Here is a 19,621-nt window from a genome sequence, read left to right on the forward strand (position 1 = left end):
TTTTTTCTTTTTTTTTGGAGCTGAATTTTGTCTAGATTGAAAATTGCTCGCAAAGACGCAAAGGTGCTAAGTTTTTTTCTTTAAGTTTTTATAATTTGACTTTGCGTCTTTGCGAGATTAAAACAACTTTTTTAAGTCCATGCTTTTGGCATTTTTTGATCTCTTAAAGGAACAAAAACAACATTATCATCTTTCTCTTCAGAGTTTACAAAATGGTTGAAACGTTTTAATAATCTTGGTTTTTCGAGAACTTGTTTCCACTCGCATTCAAACGTGTTTACCAAAGTCTGCATTTCAGCTTCAAGCGTTTCGCAGATTCCTAAAGAGTCTTCGATGATAACTTCTTTTAAATACTCTAAACCACCATCTAGTTTTTCTAACCATGTCGCAGTTCTAACCAACGGACCTGCCGTGCGGATGTAATACATTAAGAAACGATCCATGTATTTGATAACAGTTTCTTTATCTATTTTTTCGGACAATAAAACAGCGTGTTTTGGATTTGCTCCACCGTTTCCGCAGATGTATAAATTCCAACCGCCTTCGACAGCAATCAATCCGAAATCTTTTCCTCGGGCTTCTGCACATTCACGAATACAAGCCGAAACACCACCTTTTAGTTTGTGCGGAGAACGGATTCCTTTGTATCTGTTTTCTAATTCTATGGCAAATCCCGCGCTGTCGTCCATTCCGTAACGACACCAAGCATTTCCAACACAGCTTTTTACGGCACGAAGCGATTTTCCGTAAGCGTGACCACTTTCAAAACCATTATCAATTAATATTTTCCAGATTTTTGGTAAATCACTTAAATGTGCTCCAAATAAATCTACACGTTGTGCACCGGTAATTTTGGTATATAAATCAAATTGTTTGGCAACTTCACCTATAACAATTAATTTCTCGGCAGTAATTTCTCCTCCGGCAACTCTTGGTACAACAGAATACGTTCCGTTTCGTTGAATATTAGCCAAAAATCTATCATTTGTATCTTGTGTAGTTACGTGTTTGTTTGCCGTATCATTATATATACTGGAGAAAATCGAAGCCACAACAGGTTTACAAACTTCGCAGCCGTCACCTTTTCCGTGATGATCAATTACGTCGTAGAAATTTTCGTATTTATTGATTTTAATTAAGTCAAATAATTCTTGTCTGGTATAAGAGAAATGTTCGCAAATGACATCTTTTACTTCTTTTCCTAATGATTTTTGAGTGGCTTTAACCAAATCAGAGACCATTGGTTTACAGCCTCCACAGCCCGAAGTTGCTTTGGTGTGTTTTATAACATCTGAAAAATTCGAACAAGTTTCATCTAAAAGTGAACAGCAAATAGAACCTTTTGTTACATTTTCGCAGGAACATATTACAGCGGTATCTGGCAAATCAAGAACGCTTCCTAAGCTAGAACCTTCAGAACCGTCTCTTGAACCTAAGATTAGATCTTCTGGGTTTTTGGGTAAAGCCATTGCATTGCTGTAAATCTGGAAAAGCGAATTATAATCACTTGAATCTCCTACCAAAATTCCGCCCAATAAGGTTTTAGAATCTTTGGTAACGTTGATTCTTTTGTAAATTCCGCTTAATTTATTCTCATAAATAATCGCGGTTACATTGTCATTTTCGACAAAAGGATCACCAAAACTCGCAACTTCAACACCAATTAACTTCAATTGTGTCGACATATCGATGGTTTCTCTCATGGTTTTAGAACCATTTAAGATTTGCTCAGCGGCAACATCTGCCATTTCGTAACCAGGAGCAACAAGTCCGTAAATGTTTTGATTGTATAAGGCAACTTCGCCAATAGCAAAAATAGAAGGATCTGATGTTTGCATTTGATTGTTTACCACAACGCCGCCTCGCAAGCCAACTTCAAGTCCTGAAACTCTGGCTAATTCATCACGAGGTTTAATTCCGGCAGAAATAACCAACATGTCAACTTTTAACAATTCATTATCGGCAAACATCATTCCCGTTATCGATTCTTTTCCATCAATATATTGAGTTGCTTTGTTAAGATGAATACCAATATTAAGCTCTTCGATTTTAGATTGCAGCATATCGCTTGCACCTTTGTCTAATTGTCTTGGCATTAATCGTGGTGCAAATTCAACCACGTGAGGATTTAATCCTAAATCGCGAACTGCTTTAGCAGCTTCCAGTCCTAATAATCCGCCACCTAAAACGGCTGCTTCTGAGGCACCTTTTTGCTTTATTTTTTTGGCGTAAGCCATTATTGCATCCAGATCTTCGATGGTTCTGTACACAAAAACACCTTCTTTTTCTACACCCTCAATTGGTGGTACAAACGCCGATGATCCTGTTGCAAGAACTAAGTAATCGTACGTATGTGTTTTTTCTAAATGTGTATGTATGGTTTTTTCTTCTCTGTTAATATCTGTAATTAGTTCAGAAGTATTCAAAGTAATATTGTTTTCTGCGTACCATTCACTAGTTGATAATGATAAATCATCTGCCGTTTTTCCACCAAAGTATTCACTTAGATGAACACGATCGTATGCACGTCTGGGTTCTTCACCAAATACGGTAATTTGATACTTTTCTTGTCCTGATTTTGCAATGAACTTTTCGCAAAATTTATAACCAACCATGCCGTTTCCAACTACTATTACTCTAATCATGATTTCTTTAATTAAGTATTACTACGCAAATATAAGTATTTGTACTTATAAAAATACGTAAGTATTGTATTTTTTTGTTAGAAAAATAACAACATGAAATACGTATTTTATCTTAATCTTAGAATTGGTGCGATATTCAGGAGTTTTTTGATGGTATAATTTCTTTTCAAACTGTATTATTTTTCTTAAATTTGAATTAGATCTAAATAAGTATTCTAAAAACTCACTTCAAATTCAGCTTAGTTTTAGATTCTATTTTCAAACAAAATCATTTTAAAAAACGGACTCCATGAAAAAAGTACTTTCATTATTGTTATTATCGTCTTTGATAATTGGTTGTAAATCAGCAGCAACTAAAAGCCCTGATACAAAAGAAGCAACTTCAATGACCAATTCTCAAGAAGATGAAATGATGGTTTACTTTAAAGCGACCGGAAATGAACCTTTTTGGGGATTGAAAATTGGGAAGGAAAGAACGGTTTTTACTTCTTTGATAGAAGGTAAAGAAAATTTGATTTTCCAATCTGTAGAACCAATTCGCGCGATGGATGCTAACGTGAAAATGTATAAATTAAGTAATTCGACGGCAAGCGCTACAGTTACTATTCAGCAATTAGATTGTCAGGACTCGATGTCAGGAATGATTTCGCCATATAAGGTTTCAATCGAAATTAAAAATAACTCAGATCTTGCCTCTAAAAAAATTGAGGGTTGCGGAAAATATATTACAGATTATCGCTTACATGATATTTGGGTTCTGGAAGAACTAAAAGGTTATAAAGTTTTTGCAACAGATTTTCAAAATGAATTGCCCCGAATCGAAATTCATGCGGAAGAAAATAGATTTATGGGATTTGGCGGTTGTAATTCTATAACCGGAACGATATTCTATGAGAAAGATTTGCTGAGATTTACCAATACGGTTTCTACTCTTATGGCCTGTGCTCCAGGTAATAAAGAAGATCAGTTTATAAAAGCGCTTCAAAGTACTACAACATATTCAATAGGAGATAATAGATTAACGCTTTCAAATCCGTCCGGGAAACTTTTGGTTCTAAGAAAAGTAGATTAGTTTCGTAAGGCTAAAAGATGTCTTATAATGCTTTAAAAATGACATATAGGTTTCTTATTAGATTTAGAGTCTAAATAGTTTTGTAAAATAATATTTATAAAATAATTATTTTACATGAAAAGAGTTTTAATGTTGTTTATTGCGGTTTCATTAGTGTGCAGCTGCAAATCTACTAAGGATGCAAATGCGTCAACAGATACAGTGGGAAGGTCAATTGAAAAGAAAATACAACAAAGTTGGGTTTTAGAAAATTTGAATGGTAAGCCTATTACTGAAAAGGATTTTTCAAGCCTTCCAAAAATCGAACTGAAAGCATCAACTTTTTCCGGTTCTACAGGATGTAATGCAATTAAAGGGAATTTACTTTCTAAAGATGCGGGACAAATTCAGTTTTTGAATTTTACTTCAGAAACTAAAAAATGTGAGGCAAAAAAAGAAGGTGAGTTTGCACAGTTGTTAAAAACCACTAGTGGTTATACAATAGAGAATAATAAGCTATTGCTTTCTAATCAGTTTGGACCAACAATGCTTTTCAAAAAAGGAAATTAATAATAAAAAGGCTTCACTAAATTTAGTTGAAGCCTTTTTTATTACCATCTTGTTCGAAATGACAAATATCGCGCAAAAAAACCAGTGTAAATCGGTTTAAATCCGTGTCATCCGCGTGCCATTTCATATAGTTATTCCAATTCCTTAGGATCTTCCTTTTCTTCTTCAATAAAATCCAGTTCCAGAGCTCTTACCGTCTGAACTGCATTTCCTGCAATACCACGAATCGAGCCGTACATACCTAAAGTATTGTGTACCACTTTTTCGATTTGTTTTTCGCGTTGTTTCCAGATTCTTTGCATTGCTCTTTTTTCGGCATCAAGATCGCCTTGCATTTGAGTAAAACCTTCAACGATTCCTTCTATTTGTAAGCGGAATTCATTGCTAGTTAAAAAATCATACAACATCGACATTTTATCGCCTTTATTTTCCTGTGCCTGAACCGCCTGACTTACCTGAATCAATGACTGACGTAAAACAGCACTTAAACCTTTAAATTCTTCATACGTACAAATCCAGATTCCGTCGCGCATTCCCATACGGTCCAATCCTGCCGGCATAACTTCGGTTACTAAAACCCCGATATTGGCTCTTTTAGTTCTAATATCATTTTTAAATTTCTCAATCCAAGCGGGTTGAAAAGCTTTCGTACGTTTACTTTCATAATAAATAGAACCACAATTTTGTAGTTCACGAGTATTTACAATCTGAAGACAATCGGCACCATTTGCACCTTTTTTAATTTCGTCAATAGTATCTAATGGGAAATTATTTGCCAGCCATTCCTCAATTGCCAATTCCATTACTTCACCTTGCAATTGCATAGAACCTTGTTCCTGCTTGCGTTTCATTTCTTCAATCAGTTTTTTTTGATCGTCAGATTGTTTTTGGTATTCCTTAATTTTAAGTTCGTTTTTTTCTTCTTCCTGTTTACGGATTTTGTCACGTTCGAGAACTAAAGTCTCATTCAATTGTTTTTGAGCTTGAGCTTCGATGGCGTCTTTCATCTCCAGTTTTTCACGCTGAAGTTTAGCAATTTCCCCCTCCATTTTATTGAGTTCGCGAAGTTTCTCTGATTTTTCAGAAAGTTCTTTTTCCATCGCAACCAAACGATCTTTATTTTCTTCGTCTAGTTTCGTTTTTATTTTTTCGGTAATCTCTTTTTCAGCTGTCTTTTTTTCACGTTCTAAACGTTCGGCAAAAAGCTCATTCTCCTGTTTCTTTTTGGCTTCAAATTCGGCTTTGGCTTTCTCGAATTGCTCATTTCTAAGTTCCAATTCTTGTTTTTGAGCATTGGCTTTTTGTTGATATTCTTTACGGATACTATCTTCCAATTGATGTTTTAGAATATCATTTACATCGATTGTAGTTCCGCAGTTTGGACACTGAATTGAAGATTGCTCAGCCATTTTTATTGATTTTATTTAGGTAATGTAATAATCTGCTAAGATATTTAAAAGTTCGTTCTTTTTAGGAAATTAAGCTGTGATAAATTATAACTTTTTGCCATGAATTGCACGAATTTTTACTAATTATTTTTTGTTTCGCTTTAATTGCTATGCGCAATTTAATTCCATTAAGTTTTTAAATTTTACGGATTACCATAAATTTATTAATCGCGCAAAGGCGCAAAGTTTTTAAAATATTTTCATGAATAGCCTCCTGCTAAAGCAGGAGGCTATTCAAAAGAGAAGAAAACTTTGCGTCTTTGTGACTTTGTGAGATTTTCTAAAAATTAATTCGTGAAAATTCGTGTAACTCGTGGCAACTTTATTTTTTAAAATTCAATAAAAAAGCAACAGCAGATTTTGTGATTTCAGATTCGTCTTCTCTTGAAGTGATTAACGAAACATCAGTATATAAATTGACTTTCTTTAATTCGACAAAATCTATTTCCGGATCCTGATTGTTTCTGGCAATATTAGACGGAACAATCGAAATTCCTAATCCATTTTTTACCAATTGTACAATCGAATTGATATTGTTGGATTCGTGAACCACTTTCGGCGTAAAGCCATAAAAAGCGCAAAGCTCTAATAAAACTTCATGATAATGCGGTGCATAGTCTTTATTGAAAAACACAAAAGTTTCGTCTTTCAGATTCGGAATTTCTTCTTCTGAATTAATTTGAATCGAACTTTTATTGTAGACTACCGAAAATCCATCCTGAAACCACAATTGCGATTTTATTTTGGGCGACTTTATGGGAGAACGAATGATTCCTAATTCAATTTTTCCTTGTTCTAAAGCTGAAATTTGTTTTGTTGTTGAGATTTCAAAAAGTTTGAAATTGACATACGGAAATTGCTCTTTCAGATGTTTTATCAATTCTGAAATTACGGTTGAATAAATAGAACTGATATAAGCGATTCTGAAATCACCAGAAGTATTTTCGGCTATTTTCTTTGTTTTTAATGTAATGTGTTCGAGATTCTGAAAAAGTTCTCTTACCTCTTTTTCGAAATATTTTCCGGCTTCAGTCAATTCGACTTTTTTATTGTTTCGGTTAAATAAACGTGCCCCAACTTCTTCTTCGAGTTCGATAATTTGTCTGCTCAAAGGAGGTTGAGAAATAAAAAGTTTTTCAGAAGCTTTGGTAAAGTTTAATTCTTCGGCTACAGCCAAAAAATATTTCAAGTGACGTAATTCCATAAATACCTATTAAGTATTGATAATTGATAAAATTAGTATTTTTGAAGTATATATGAAATAGGTACTTTTGAAAAAAAATGTTCACGCAGATTCTGCAGATTTAAGCAGATAAGCGCAGATTTTCATTTACATTACAGAGATTTAAAAAGAAAATCATTTTAAATCTGCCCTAATCTGCAAAATCTGTGTGGAAACCTAAAACAAAAAACTATGAAAAAATCAACTATTGAAGAGATTAGAGAACGTTTTGACAATGATGTCGAACGATTTTCGAATTTAGAAACTGGGCAGGTTGCTACAATCGATGCGACAATTTCTTTAGAATTAATAACTGAGGCTTCTAAGAGAATTGCTCCAAATGCAGTGAATGTTTTGGATATTGGCTGTGGAGCGGGGAATTATACTTTGAAAATGCTTTCTAAGGTTCCGAATTTGAATTGCACTTTGGTCGATTTGAGTTTGCCAATGTTGGATCGTGCTTTTGAAAGGGTTTCTACAGCAACAAATGGAAGAGTAGAGGTGAAGCACGGTGATATTCGTGAAGTAAATTTAGAAGAAGGTCATTTTGATATTATTTTGGCGGGAGCAGTTTTGCATCATTTGAGAGACGATGAAGATTGGGAAACGACTTTTACGAAAATATTCAAATTATTAAAACCGGGCGGTTGTTTTATGATTTCGGATTTAATAACTCAGGATACTGAATTGTTGAATGAATATACGTGGCAACGTTATGGTGATTATTTGGAAGGAATTGGCGGTGCCGAATATCGTCAGAAAGTATTGGATTATGTAGAGAAAGAAGATTCTCCAAGATCTATGAATTATCAATTAGATTTGATGAAAAAGATTGGTTTTACAAGCGTTGAAATTTTACACAAAAACATGTGTTTTGGTGCCTTTGGCGGAGTTAAATAATATTGATTTTGAAATATTAAAAGTCAGAGTTTAATCTGATTTTTATATAAGCTGTCTCAAAAGGGCAGCTTTTTTTATTGTTTTTTAATGTTTGAAAGGTAATTAAGGAATTGAAACTAGATAATATACAATTGTTTTACAATAAGATAATATCGATTTTTTGCTTTGTGATTAAATATTTTTATAAAAATTATATTATCGAAAATGATCGTGAGAGGAAGCGGGTTTTTAGCCGAATTTTTTAATTGGTTGTTTGATAATATTGTTTTTAAACTAACAACTAACAAAAACCTATTATTTTGAAAAAAACCTACTTTTTTACAGCAGTTTTTCTGCTGCAATTTTTCGTGTCCTTTGGTCAAAACCAAAACCCCATAGGATGCGGTACTCATTTATCTCAAAAGGAAGAAGCTGCTTTTGCAAAATCTTTATCGAAGATTAAAACCTGGAAAAAAAGCAATACAAAGAGATCTGCTGCAACTCCTTACATTATTCCGGTGGTATTTCATATTCTCGCAGATGGAACAAATATCAATAATGTGTTTACCAAAGAACAAATGAAATGCAGAATTGATGATGCATTGGTGACGGTTAACAAAGATTTTAATGGTTTGTTTCCGGAATACGCAACTACAGATCCGCGTTTTGATGCGGTTAAAAGTAAATTGAATATTCAGTTTGTTTTGGCAACCGTTGATCCGGATGGAAATCCTCTTGAAATTGCTGGTTTAGATTGGCATCCTGAGGCGCATATCGTTGATGGATATGATAACAGAATTTATGACTATATATGGTATGGCAAAAATAATCGCTATTATCTGGATGTTTTGGTTGTCGATGAGCCAAATACTGGACAAGGATCTGTTGGTTCGGGACATGCATTTTTGCCAATTCAGGATGCGATTCCGCGTGTTGCTTACAATCACAGATATATAGGAAGTACTTGTGGCTCTAATGCAAGCGCTACTTTTGCAAAAGTAATGACGCATGAATTTGGTCATTATTTTGGTTTAAAGCATACTTTTCAGGACGATTGTGATCCTGTTAATGACGGAATGGCTGATACGCCTCCAACTAAAGTTGCTGAAGGCTGTGCCAGAAATGTATTGAATAGCTGTGGTGTTTATGCCAATGCCGAAAATCACATGGATTACAATACTAATTGTCAGAATATGTATACCAGAGATCAGACGAATGCAATGACGTATTGGTTAGATGATATGACGGTTGCCATTTATCCGAGAGGCGTATTGTGGCAGCAAAGTAATCTGAGTTCAGTTGGGGTAATTGAGGCGGCCCCAGTTGCTAATTTCAGTAGTAATACTACGGCTATTTGTTCAGGAAAAACAATTGCTTTTAAAGATCTTTCTTTAGGATTACCTACTTCCAGAGTATGGACTTTTGAAGGTGGAAGCCCTGCAACTTCTACAGCGGCAAATCCGGTTGTTACTTATAACACATCTGGTAAATACAAAGTAACATTGGAGGTTACGAATTCTCTAGGAACGAATATAAAACAAGTAGTAAATTATATTGAAGTTGATCAAAGATCAGGTGTGAATTTAGTTGAAAACTTTAGAGGTTCTTTTCCTCCTGCTGGTTGGGAAATTACAAATCCCGACAATGGATTGGCATGGGAAAAACGAAATGGAGTAGGGCACAATGATACTTCGTGCATGATTATGAATAATGCTGATAATGCTGTAATAGGTGCTTTGGATTATATCCGATTGCCTTATCTTGATTTTACTGCTGGACAAAATAGTCAGTTATTTTTTGATGTTGCTTACACAAAATTTGATGATGCAAGTCCTGATGTTTTAAAAGTACAGGTTTCTACAGATTGCGGACTTATCTGGAATGATGTTTATTCGAAAACGCATACTGTTTTGCAAACTACAGCCGTTCCTACGGCGTTGGCAAATAATTGGATACCGGCTACAGATGCTAACTGGAGAAAAGAAATTGTAGATCTTAGCGCTTATAAGGGAAACAGCAATGTTTCTATCAGGTTTGCAAATGTATCGGGATACGGAACCAGAATTTGGATTGATAATGTAAATGTTGCTATTACACAAGCCGCTACTCCGGTTTCTGATTTTGCTTCGGCAGTAAGAGGTACTCGATGCAGCAGTGTTACGGCTCCTTTTTTGGATGTTTCAACAGGAAATCCCACTTCTTGGGCTTGGTCTTTTCCCGGAGGTACGCCAGCAAGTTCTACAGCTAAAAATCCAATAGTAACTTATAGTTCGCCGGGTTCTTTTGCAGTAACACTTTCTACTACAAATGCAAACGGTGCAGGAACTACCGTTACTAAAAGTAATTTTATAAACGTTGTTGATCCGGACAAGATTTCTTATATCGAAGGTTTTGACGGTTCTTTTCCTCCTGCTGAATGGGAAATTGTTAATGCTGATAATAAATTAACTTGGGAGAAAAGTTCCGGTGCTGGACATAATTCTTCGTCATGCATGATCATGAATAATGCTGATAACAGTAAGGTTGGAGAGATAGACGAAATTATTCTGAAACCTGCTGATTTATCTGTTGGAATAACTGATTTTTCGTTCGATGTTGCTTATGCTAAATTTGATGCTGCAAGTCCCGATGTTCTTGAAATTCTGGCTTCCAAAGATTGTGGTCTGACTTGGGAAAGTGTTTATTTAAAGACACATACTGAATTGGAAACTTTTGTCAGTACTGATCCAAATAATTGGGTTCCAACTTCTGATTCCCATTGGAGAACAGAAAGGGTGTTATTATCAAACTTTAAAGGACAATCGAATGTTTTGTTTAAGTTTAAAAACACTTCAGGATACGGTTCTAGAATATGGATTGATAATGTAAAATTCACGTTTGATAGTAAAGAAACTCCATTTTCGGAATTTGTAGTAGAAAACGAGAGATTGTGCAGTGATTTGCCAATTGCTTTTAAAGACAATTCAACAGGAGAACCTGTTTCATGGTCATGGTCATTTCCGGGTGGTACGCCTGCAACTTCTACAAGTAAAACTCCTGCTGTGATTTATGACAGTCCGGGAACTTACAATGTGACTTTAACGGCTTCTAATTCTTATGGAGCTGGATCTACAATGTTAAAAACTGGTGTAGTGATTATAAAAGGTAAAAATAGTGTTCCGTTTTTAGAAAATTTTGAAGGAAGTTTTCCTATTCAGGATTGGGAAATTAGTAACCCTGACAAAGACGCCATAACTTGGGAAAAACGTTCTGATGCTGGTAAAGGTGATTTGTCTTGCATGATTATTAATAATGCCGATAATCCAACGGGTAAGGTAGATGAGTTGATTTTGAAGTCAATGGATTTTTCTACTTCTTCGACTCCATTTTTATACTTTGATCTGGCTTATACACAATATTTAAATGCGTTTGATCCAACTCCTGCGCCTGATCATATTGATATTGCGGTGTCTTCAGATTGTGGTGTTACGTGGACCAATGTGTATTCTAAAAATCAATTACAATTACAAACTGTTTCACCGGCAATTCAGGATGATCCTGCAACAACCGCAACAAATGAAACGAATGATTGGATTCCGACCAAAGATTCTGATTGGAGAGCAGAGAAAATTGATTTGAGTTTGGTGAAAAATCAAAAGAGTGTTTTGATTAAATTCAAAAATACTTCAGGATATGGAACCAGAATTTGGTTTGATAATTTAAAAATTGATAATGGACCAAATTTAGCTGTAGCTAAACCTAAAAAAGCACTAAATACTTTAGCAGGAGTTCAGGTTTATCCAAATCCGTCCAGTAATGTGTTTTATTTGAAAACATCATCTTCTACAGATGATTATACTGTTACGGTTCATAGTGTTGAAGGAAAATTGATTTATACAGAAACTTTCTCAGGTGAAAACGATAGTGATAAAGCTATTAATTTATCAGGTAAAGCAAAAGGTGTTTATTTTCTTAATGTAACTTCTTCAAATAAGAAATCTTATGTTCAGAAAATAATAAAGAAGTAATTCATAAACTTTTATAAAAGAGAAAGAGACTGTATTTGTTGAAGATACAGTCTCTTTTGTATTTAATAGATTTTATGAAGCTATTATTCGATTTCAGAAACGTCTTTTGCTTTTGGTGCAGAAAATTTATTTTTAAAATCGAAAACCAATTCCGAAGCTCCGTTTTGTTGTAAATAGTCTAGTTTTTCAACTGCTTCTTCAAGTGTTGGAATATGTCCTTTTGGAATCCACCACATTGCTGTAGCTGCTTTTCCAAATTTTTGAAACCATTCTTTACGGCGTTTTAAAAAGTCACTGTGAAAAGTTTTGTACATATAATGTTCTAATGTTTCAATGTTTTCCCAAACCGAAACATTTACAATTATCTGTTCGTCATTATAAGGATTCAGATTTGTAGCGTTATAACTATCGTCTTTTAATCTCCAAACAAATCCGTCACTTTTTTCGGCTAATGTATTGATGAGATCTAAATTGTCTACAAATTCTTTCATGATCGGATCGTTGATGGTGATTCCTTTCATTTTGGCAATGTTAATTTCGGCAAGATGATAATTGCTCATATTGGTATGGTTTTGAATAGGAGGCAAGTTAGTTTTTTTGAAATAATTTTAAAAGTATAATAGTAACAATACCTTTTTTTAATGTGAAAAATTGACAAAACAAAAAAAAAGCCCCGTTAAGGGCTTAATGTTGCTATAAATAGAAAAACAAATTAAATTATGTCAACAACAATTTTTCCAACTGAAGAACCGTCGCTTACCGCTTTATGAGCTTCTATTGCATTGTTTAAAGTGAATTTTCTAGGATCTAAAATTGGTTTTAGTTTTCCTTCTTCGATTAGTTTTGTGGTTTCTCTTAAAATATCTCCGTGATGTTTTCTGCCTTCATTACCAATCATTGGATGTAGAACAAAAACACCATGTAAACTTGCAGAACGCAACGAACTTGTTGCTAAAGCATGTGTCCCGAAAGCGTAACAACTAGCAATTTGCCCATAATGACGAATGGCTTTAAACGAATCGTCAAGAGATTGACCGCCAACAGTATCGTAAATAACATCAAAACCTTTTCCGTCTGTATATTGATTTACATAATCTTCAACAGTTGCAGTTTTGTAATCAATTGGTGTTGCACCAAAACCTTTTACAATGTCAGCTTTTTGAGAAGAAACTGTTGCATAAACATCAGCTCCAAGATTTTTAGCAAGCTGAACCACCATATGTCCAACTCCGCCGGCGCCGGCATGAACCAAAACTTTGTCGCCTTTTTGTACTTTGGCTCTGTCAATTAAACCTTCCCAAGCGGTAAGCAATACTAACGGAATTGCTGCCGCTTCTCTCATCGTTAGATTTTTTGGTTTTATTGCCAATAAATCAGCATCGACAGCGGTATATTCCGCTAAAGTTCCCTGAACTCCTAAAACTCCTCCGGCAAGTCCGTAAACTTCGTCGCCTACTTTAAAGTCAGTAACGCCTTCGCCAATTTCTTCGATAACGCCTGCAAGATCAGTTCCTAAAATGGCCGGTAATACCGGCGATGCGTAAGGCGAAAGTCCTAATCTGATTTTATTGTCGATTGGATTTACGCCGCTTGCGTGTATTTTTACTAAAACTTCTCCTTTTTTCGGAGTTGGTTTTGCTGTTTCTGTGGTTACAAAATCAGATTCGTATGTGTTTGTGAAAAGTGCTTTCATTTTTTTTGATTATAATATTTGAACCGTTTTGTAAACCAGAATTGGTGCTGCAACGAGAGTTTCGCTTTTAGCAACGAAATCAAGTAAATATGGTTGGTTGTTGTGTATGTCAAGACCTGGCTGATCTTTCCATTCTTCCCAAATAATGAAAACATTTTCAGTATGGTGAAGGTCGTAACGAACGCAAGCAGCTTCTTTTCTGGTTTCGGTAACCAAATGATTTAACATGCTTTGAACTTGTTCTATATTTTCGGGTTTGCTTTTGAAAATTGCTGTGATTGAGATCATAATTGTGAAAAGTTAAAGGTTAAAAATTAAAAGTTTTTTCTAGGTGCTTCGTGTAGTTTTCCTTAAAAATGTCAATATTTTCGGCAGTTGCACCTTTTTCAACGTCGTGGAAATGGAAGCCGTCTAATTTTTCCATACCTACAAATTTATTCATTTTATGGAAACCAAACATAACTCCGTCATCTACAGATGTTTCTTCGAAGAATTCTCCCGGAATTGTAAAAGCAGTTGCAGGCGCATTCCAGCTTGTGGTAAGCATATATTTACGTCCGTGTAATTGCCCGCCGGTTCCGTAATTAATGTCCGGATTTGTTCTGGTTCTTCCGTCGCTTTTGTAAATTCCTTTTTGATGTCCGGCTGTAAAAACGTCATCGATGTATTTTTTGAAAAGGTTTGGCAACTGAAACCACCAAACCGGTGTATGATAAATTACTGCATCTGCCCAAACAAATTTTTCTACTTCTTCGTCCAAATCAAAGTCTTGTTTTATATCCGTTGTTTTTATTTCGTACTTTTTACTTTTTAAGTATTCAATTGTCCAATCGGTAACGGTTTGGTTGAATTGTCCGCCAGAATGCGCGAAATTTTGACTGCCGTTGATAATAAATATTTTTTTCATAATTGTATGTTCTTATGTATTCTTGAGCTTGTGTGAGGGATAGAGGCGGTATCCTTTTGTGAAGTGAAACGGAACAAAAGATATAGCCGAAAGCCCGACCCCGCTTTTTCTGCGGGGTCACACCCAAATTATTCTTCTTATTTTAATTTTGAAATTGCTTGATTAATGAAATCTAATTCAGAAATTGATAAATCAAAATCCATTGTTTTTGCATTCGAAATTGCTTGTTCGGCGTTTCTTGCTCCAGCTAAAACAATTGTGATTCCTTTTTGTAAAGTGGTCCAGCGTAAAACCAATTGTGAAATCGAAATGTGTTTTGCGTTGGCTAATGAACTTAATTCTTCGACTAAAGTTTTTACTTTTTGAAGATCAAATTGTCCAAAATATCCGTTTCTATGATCGTTGTCTTTTAGTTTACTGTCTGTGAAATATTTTCCGGTCAATAAACCTCTTTCCATTGGGCTGTAAGCAATGATTCCGATATTTTCTGCAATTGTTAGCGGAATTAAATCGGTTTCGATATTGCGATTCAACATACTAAACGGAACTTGGTTTGAAGCTAATTGTATTGTTTTTTGTGCTTCCTGAATTTGTGCTGGGCTATAATTACTAACTCCGGCAGCTCTAATTTTTCCTTGTTTAATAAGGGTTTCAAGTGCTTCCATTGTTTCATGAATTGGCGTTGTAGCGTCTGGCCAGTGAATTTGCAATAAGTCGATATAATCGGTTTGAAGACGTTTTAAACTTTCTTCAACTTCTTTGATAATATTTGCTTTTGAAGAGTATTTGTAAACCGGGATTTTCTTTCCGTTGTCTTCGGCGTCAAAAAAGAATTCTCCTTTTCCGTTATTGCTTCCGTCCCAAACAAGGCCAAATTTAGTCAACAATTGTACTTTTGATCGATCTTGGGTTTTTAAAGCTTCGCCAATCATTTCTTCGCTTAAACCAAATCCGTAAAAAGGAGCGGTGTCAATTGTGGTTACGCCGTGATCGATTGAAGCATGAATTGAAGCGATTGAATCTGCTTTTTCGTTTCCGCCCCACATATTTCCGCCAATGGCAAATGCGCCGTATGTAATAGTTGATAATTCGAGTTCGCTATTGCCTAATTTTCTATATTCCATAATGTTGTATTTTGATGCTTAAAATTTGTTTGGCAAAATTATACCATATTTATGAGTGTAAAGTTGTATATATTTGTCTTTTTTATGTAAATTTGCAACTTCAAATAATATCAGCATTATGAAAAAAGAAAATTTATACGAGCCTTTTACGGTTTCTTTTGAAACTCTGGATGAATATCCGGATGTTGGAGATCGTCATAATTTTTTTGAATTGGTTTATATTTTAGATGGAACAGGAAGGCAGTGTATCAATAAAAATGTATTTGAATATGATGCCGGACATATGTTTTTATTAACGCCTGAGGATTGTCATAATTTTACGATTGAGAGCAAAACGAAATTTTTCTTTTTGAGATTCAATGATATTTATTTGAAAAACTCAAGTTTGCAGAATGAGAATATTCAGCGTTTAGAATATATTCTTCAAAACGCCAATCATCAACCGGGTTGTATCTTAAAAAATGATGCCGATAAATGTCTGGTAAAAGTGATGGTGGAAGCTATGATCCGTGAACATCAGGACAAAGATGTTTATAATAAAGAGTTGATTCAACAATTGGTAAATACTTTGATTATTGTTGTTGCCAGAAATATTGCCAAGTATTTGCCGGAGCAGGTAAATATTGGTTGTGAAGCGAAAGCAATGGATATTTTGCAATATATCCAAAACAATATTTATTATCCGGAAAGAATTAAAGCGGAATCTCTTAGCGAGTATTTCGGAATTTCGAATACCTATTTAGGTCGTTATTTTAAGAAACATGCTAACGAAACGATGCAGCAATACATTAGTAATTATAAAACGAAACTGATTGAACACCGTTTGCAATTTAGTGATAAACGTATTAATGAAATTGCGTATGAATTTGGCTTTACGGATGAAAGCCACTTTAATAAATTCTTCAAGAAACAGAGAGGGAATAGTCCTTCGGAGTTTAGGAAAGTTATACGCATTAGTGCGTGAAATTAGCATGCGGATGACGCGGATTCGCAAGCGAAAACACGGATTATTGCGGATTTTTTCTTTTTTTGGCCACAGATTAAAGGATTAAAATGTTTTTTAATTTGTGTGAATTTGTGAAATTCGTGGCAGAAAATTTTTAGTCACAGATTAAAGGATTAAAATGACTTTTTAATCTGTGCGAATCTGTGTAATCAGTGGCAAAAAAATTAAATTATCTTCTTGATAACTCTTAGTTTGTGAGTGTGTTTGTTTAATTCTGGATTGTAAATTCCTAAGTGATCTAAACGGTCGATGCGAACTTTTCCACTTGCGTGAATGATATAGTTATTGTCCATAATGATTCCGACGTGAATGATGTTTCCTTCGTCGTTGTCAAAAAAGGCTAAATCTCCGGCTTCGCTTTCTTCAATAAAACTTAAAGGTTCTCCTTCAAGTGCCTGCTGTGAGGCATCGCGGTGAATTTTGTAGCCGTTTAGTTTGTAAACCATTTGGGTAAAACCGGAACAATCGATTCCAAAAGGTGTTTTTCCGCCCCAAAGATACGGAGCGTTCAAATACATAAAAGCAGTATTGATTAAAGCACTTTTAGGTTTTATACCGCTGGTTTTTGTGCCTTCGAATTCAAAGTTGGAGGTGTTGATTTCACTATTATTTAAAAAAGATAAAGACGCACCAAGAGGAATTGGCAATAATAAATTGTCTGGAGCACTTATATAATCGATCAAATCAGCATTAAGAATAATAGCTTCTTTGCTTAGCTGATTATAATTTGCTTCAGAAATTACCTGATATTGCTTGGAATCTACCCAGCCTTCATAGTCATCAAACTGAATTTTTATTCGAGCCCACTGATTTTGACGTTCTAAAATTTCGATGTGCTCGCCAAACAAAAGTTGTGTAACGATTTCACTTCTGTCACTTGGCTCAGATCGAACGGGTACTATGGCTAGATTACAAATTCCGAACATTTAGGGTAATTTATAAGTTGAAAATTAGGAGTTATTGTTTTATGAATAACTCCTAATCTAATATTATTTAAGCTCTTTCGATAACAATTGCAGATGCACCACCACCACCGTTGCAAATTGCAGCAGCTCCAGTTTTAGCATTGTTTTGTTCTAGAACATTTAGCAAAGTTACGATGATTCTTGCTCCAGAACATCCCAGAGGATGACCTAATGAAACAGCTCCACCATTTACGTTTACTTTATCATTATCTAAGCCAAGAATTTTTGAATTGGCTAATCCAACAACTGCAAATGCTTCGTTGAATTCGAAATAATCAACATCGCCAATTTCAATTCCTGCTTTGTCTAAGGCTTTTGGTAAAGCTTTTGACGGACTTGTAGTAAACCATTTTGGTTCTTGTGCGGCATCAGCATAACTTTTTATGTAGGCTAGGGGTTTTAATCCTAATGCGATTGCTTTTTCTTCAGACATTAAAACTAAAGCAGCAGCTCCGTCATTGATTGTCGAGGCGTTTGCAGCAGTTACTGTTCCGTCTTTTGTAAAAACAGCAGCTAATGAAGGAATTTTATCCAGTTTTACGTTTGTGTATTCCTCATCTTTAGAAACGATAATTGGTTCACCACGTCTTTGCGGAACTTCAACAGGAACAATTTCGTTGTCGAATTTTCCTGCATCCCAAGCTTTTGCACTTCTTTTGTAAGATTGAATAGCGAAATTATCTTGTTCCTCACGGCTGATGTTGTATTCAGATGCGCATAAGTCAGCGCAAACTCCCATTGCGTTGTTATCGTAAGCATCTGTCAAACCATCTTTTTGCATTCCGTCAAGCATAGTTGCAGGACCAAATTTAGCTCCAGTACGCATTTGTACGTAGTGTGGGATCAAACTCATGTTTTCCATTCCTCCAGCCACAACAATTTCAGCATCGCCACAAGCGATTGCCTGAGCACCAAACATTACAGCTTTCATTCCTGAAGCACAAACTTTGTTTACGGTTGTAGCAGCAACTTCTTCAGATAAACCTGCAAAAAGTGCAGCCTGACGTGCTGGCGCTTGTCCAACTCCGGCTTGTACCACATTACCCATAAAAACTTCATCAACTAATTTTGGGTCTAAGTTAATTTTTTGTAGTGCTCCTTTTATAGCGGCAGCACCTAATTTTGGTGCGGGTACGGTAGATAACCCTCCCATGAAACTTCCGATAGGTGTTCTAACGGCAGAAACGATAACAACTCTTTTGTTCATTTTCTGTTAATATTAGTTAATCAAGCAAATTTACTCTTTATTTGAATAAATTCAAATTTTGGGGCAATTCGATTGAATTTTAAATTTAATATCAATTTTTTGTTAATTCTATTTGTTTGATTGTGAAGTGGTTTAAAAAAAAGATTCAAAAAAGTTTAAAAAAAGCGCAGAAATAGTTGTGAGATATGGAATGTTGTCTTACATTTGCAACCGCAAAACAGAACACGTTTCTTGAGCTTGGAGAGGTGCCAGAGCGGTAATGGAGCAGATTGCTAATCTGTCGACGGGTAACCGTCGCCAGGGTTCGAGTCCCTGTCTCTCCGCTTAATTTTTGCCTCGGGGTGTAGCGTAGCCCGGTTATCGCGCCTGCTTTGGGAGCAGGAGGCCGCAGGTTCGAATCCTGCCACCCCGACTAAACTTTACGATAAAGTTTGAATGTAAATGGACGCATAGCTCAGCTGGATAGAGCACCTGCCTTCTAAGCAGGCGGTCGAAGGTTCGAATCCTTCTGCGTTCACATTAAAAGCCACTCAATTGAGTGGCTTTTTTGTTTTTTATTAGATTGATTTTGAGGGTGTTTTTGGGATCAGGTGCAAAAGTTGGGGATTAGGCAAAAAGATTAGATAATCTGAATAAGAAAAAATCTATATTTCTCACACCTCTGAACTGAGATCTAAATGCTTTTATTTTGGCATTGAAAGATTCTGCTGAAGCATTTGTACTCCTATTATTAAAATAGTTTAAGATTGACTGGTAATTAAAAGTTATGGTATTGAGTAGAATATTAAAATTTTTAAAGCCTGATTCTTCTACATTCCTGTACCAATGTGCCAGTTTGGTCATAGCAATATGTTTATCATTATTGTTATTATAAATCCCTCGAAGTTGTTGATTTAG

16 protein-coding genes and 3 tRNA genes are annotated in these 19,621 nt (G+C 35.2%); 8 read left to right on the forward strand and 11 right to left on the reverse strand.

The features are described 5' to 3' along the window. Nucleotides 1-131 precede the first annotated feature (131 nt). Nucleotides 132-2,645: a nitrite reductase large subunit NirB gene (gene nirB, locus CHB81_RS14525; RefSeq protein ID WP_089352582.1), complete on the reverse strand. Its 2,514-nt coding sequence runs from the start codon at nucleotides 2,643-2,645 to the stop codon at nucleotides 132-134. 289 nt (nucleotides 2,646-2,934) lie between these two features. On the opposite strand from nirB, the gene CHB81_RS14530 reads away from it, so the two are divergent. Beyond that, nucleotides 2,935-3,717, forward strand: coding sequence for an META domain-containing protein (locus CHB81_RS14530; protein ID WP_089352583.1), 783 nt, complete (start codon nucleotides 2,935-2,937; stop codon nucleotides 3,715-3,717). A 114-nt stretch (nucleotides 3,718-3,831) separates the two neighbouring features. Then, nucleotides 3,832-4,266, forward strand: a complete 435-nt coding sequence (locus CHB81_RS14535) for an META domain-containing protein (RefSeq protein WP_089352584.1) — start codon at nucleotides 3,832-3,834, stop codon at nucleotides 4,264-4,266. 131 nt (nucleotides 4,267-4,397) lie between these two features. On the opposite strand, the gene CHB81_RS14540 is transcribed toward CHB81_RS14535, so the two are convergent. After that, on the reverse strand, nucleotides 4,398-5,675 hold the full coding sequence (locus CHB81_RS14540; protein WP_089352585.1) for a DUF2130 domain-containing protein: 1,278 nt from the start codon (nucleotides 5,673-5,675) through the stop codon (nucleotides 4,398-4,400). A 361-nt stretch (nucleotides 5,676-6,036) separates the two neighbouring features. Beyond that, complete coding sequence (locus tag CHB81_RS14545) at nucleotides 6,037-6,918, reverse strand: LysR family transcriptional regulator (RefSeq protein WP_089352586.1); 882 nt, start codon at nucleotides 6,916-6,918, stop codon at nucleotides 6,037-6,039. Between the two features lie 210 nt (nucleotides 6,919-7,128). Between CHB81_RS14545 and CHB81_RS14550 the strand changes: the two genes are divergently transcribed. Together CHB81_RS14550 and CHB81_RS14560 are read left to right on the forward strand one after the other, a co-directional pair. Continuing rightward, nucleotides 7,129-7,836 carry a class I SAM-dependent methyltransferase gene (locus tag CHB81_RS14550; RefSeq protein WP_089352587.1) on the forward strand — a complete coding sequence of 236 codons (708 nt, stop codon included), beginning with the start codon at nucleotides 7,129-7,131 and terminating at the stop codon, nucleotides 7,834-7,836. Nucleotides 7,837-8,135: 299 nt separating this feature from the next. After that, nucleotides 8,136-11,822, forward strand: coding sequence for a PKD domain-containing protein (locus CHB81_RS14560; RefSeq protein WP_141130404.1), 3,687 nt, complete (start codon nucleotides 8,136-8,138; stop codon nucleotides 11,820-11,822). Nucleotides 11,823-11,905: 83 nt separating this feature from the next. Here the strand turns inward: CHB81_RS14560 and CHB81_RS14565 are convergent, their stop codons facing one another. The 5 genes from CHB81_RS14565 to CHB81_RS14585 form a co-directional block, all read right to left on the reverse strand. After that, nucleotides 11,906-12,382, reverse strand: a complete 477-nt coding sequence (locus tag CHB81_RS14565; protein WP_089352590.1) for a DUF3291 domain-containing protein — start codon at nucleotides 12,380-12,382, stop codon at nucleotides 11,906-11,908. A 152-nt stretch (nucleotides 12,383-12,534) separates the two neighbouring features. Then, nucleotides 12,535-13,515 carry a zinc-dependent alcohol dehydrogenase family protein gene (locus tag CHB81_RS14570; RefSeq protein ID WP_089352591.1) on the reverse strand — a complete coding sequence of 327 codons (981 nt, stop codon included), beginning with the start codon at nucleotides 13,513-13,515 and terminating at the stop codon, nucleotides 12,535-12,537. 9 nt (nucleotides 13,516-13,524) lie between these two features. Next, nucleotides 13,525-13,803 carry a putative quinol monooxygenase gene (locus CHB81_RS14575; RefSeq protein WP_089352592.1) on the reverse strand — a complete coding sequence of 93 codons (279 nt, stop codon included), beginning with the start codon at nucleotides 13,801-13,803 and terminating at the stop codon, nucleotides 13,525-13,527. 19 nt (nucleotides 13,804-13,822) lie between these two features. Further along, nucleotides 13,823-14,422 (reverse strand): NAD(P)H-dependent oxidoreductase, encoded by a 600-nt coding sequence (locus tag CHB81_RS14580; RefSeq protein WP_089352593.1) that lies wholly within the window; start codon nucleotides 14,420-14,422, stop codon nucleotides 13,823-13,825. Nucleotides 14,423-14,559: 137 nt separating this feature from the next. Further along, nucleotides 14,560-15,546: an aldo/keto reductase gene (locus CHB81_RS14585; protein ID WP_089352594.1), complete on the reverse strand. Its 987-nt coding sequence runs from the start codon at nucleotides 15,544-15,546 to the stop codon at nucleotides 14,560-14,562. A 118-nt stretch (nucleotides 15,547-15,664) separates the two neighbouring features. On the opposite strand from CHB81_RS14585, the gene CHB81_RS14590 reads away from it, so the two are divergent. Then, complete coding sequence (locus tag CHB81_RS14590; protein WP_089352595.1) at nucleotides 15,665-16,510, forward strand: AraC family transcriptional regulator; 846 nt, start codon at nucleotides 15,665-15,667, stop codon at nucleotides 16,508-16,510. 206 nt (nucleotides 16,511-16,716) lie between these two features. Here the strand turns inward: CHB81_RS14590 and CHB81_RS14595 are convergent, their stop codons facing one another. Further along, the gene (locus CHB81_RS14595) at nucleotides 16,717-17,478 is read right to left on the reverse strand and encodes a C40 family peptidase (protein ID WP_089352596.1); all 762 of its coding nucleotides are present in this window, start codon (nucleotides 17,476-17,478) and stop codon (nucleotides 16,717-16,719) included. A 67-nt stretch (nucleotides 17,479-17,545) separates the two neighbouring features. After that, a complete protein-coding gene (locus tag CHB81_RS14600) occupies nucleotides 17,546-18,724 on the reverse strand; it encodes an acetyl-CoA C-acyltransferase (protein WP_089352597.1) in 1,179 nt (392 codons plus the stop codon). Nucleotides 18,725-18,963: 239 nt separating this feature from the next. Here CHB81_RS14600 and CHB81_RS14605 point away from each other — a divergent pair. The 3 genes from CHB81_RS14605 to CHB81_RS14615 all read left to right on the forward strand — a co-directional run bounded on the left by CHB81_RS14605 (nucleotide 18,964) and on the right by CHB81_RS14615 (nucleotide 19,241). After that, nucleotides 18,964-19,047, forward strand: a tRNA-Ser gene (locus CHB81_RS14605). 14 nt (nucleotides 19,048-19,061) lie between these two features. Beyond that, nucleotides 19,062-19,136: transfer RNA gene (locus CHB81_RS14610), tRNA-Pro, on the forward strand. A gap of 31 nt (nucleotides 19,137-19,167) precedes the next feature. Then, nucleotides 19,168-19,241: transfer RNA gene (locus tag CHB81_RS14615), tRNA-Arg, on the forward strand. Nucleotides 19,242-19,330: 89 nt separating this feature from the next. Here the strand turns inward: CHB81_RS14615 and CHB81_RS14620 are convergent. Continuing rightward, nucleotides 19,331-19,621, reverse strand: a 291-nt coding sequence (locus CHB81_RS14620) for a transposase (RefSeq protein ID WP_141130382.1), incomplete at its 5' end; no start/stop codon positions are given.

Origin of the sequence: Flavobacterium sp. ov086, assembly GCF_900187965.1 — a bacterium.
In the GTDB taxonomy this organism is placed as follows: domain Bacteria; phylum Bacteroidota; class Bacteroidia; order Flavobacteriales; family Flavobacteriaceae; genus Flavobacterium.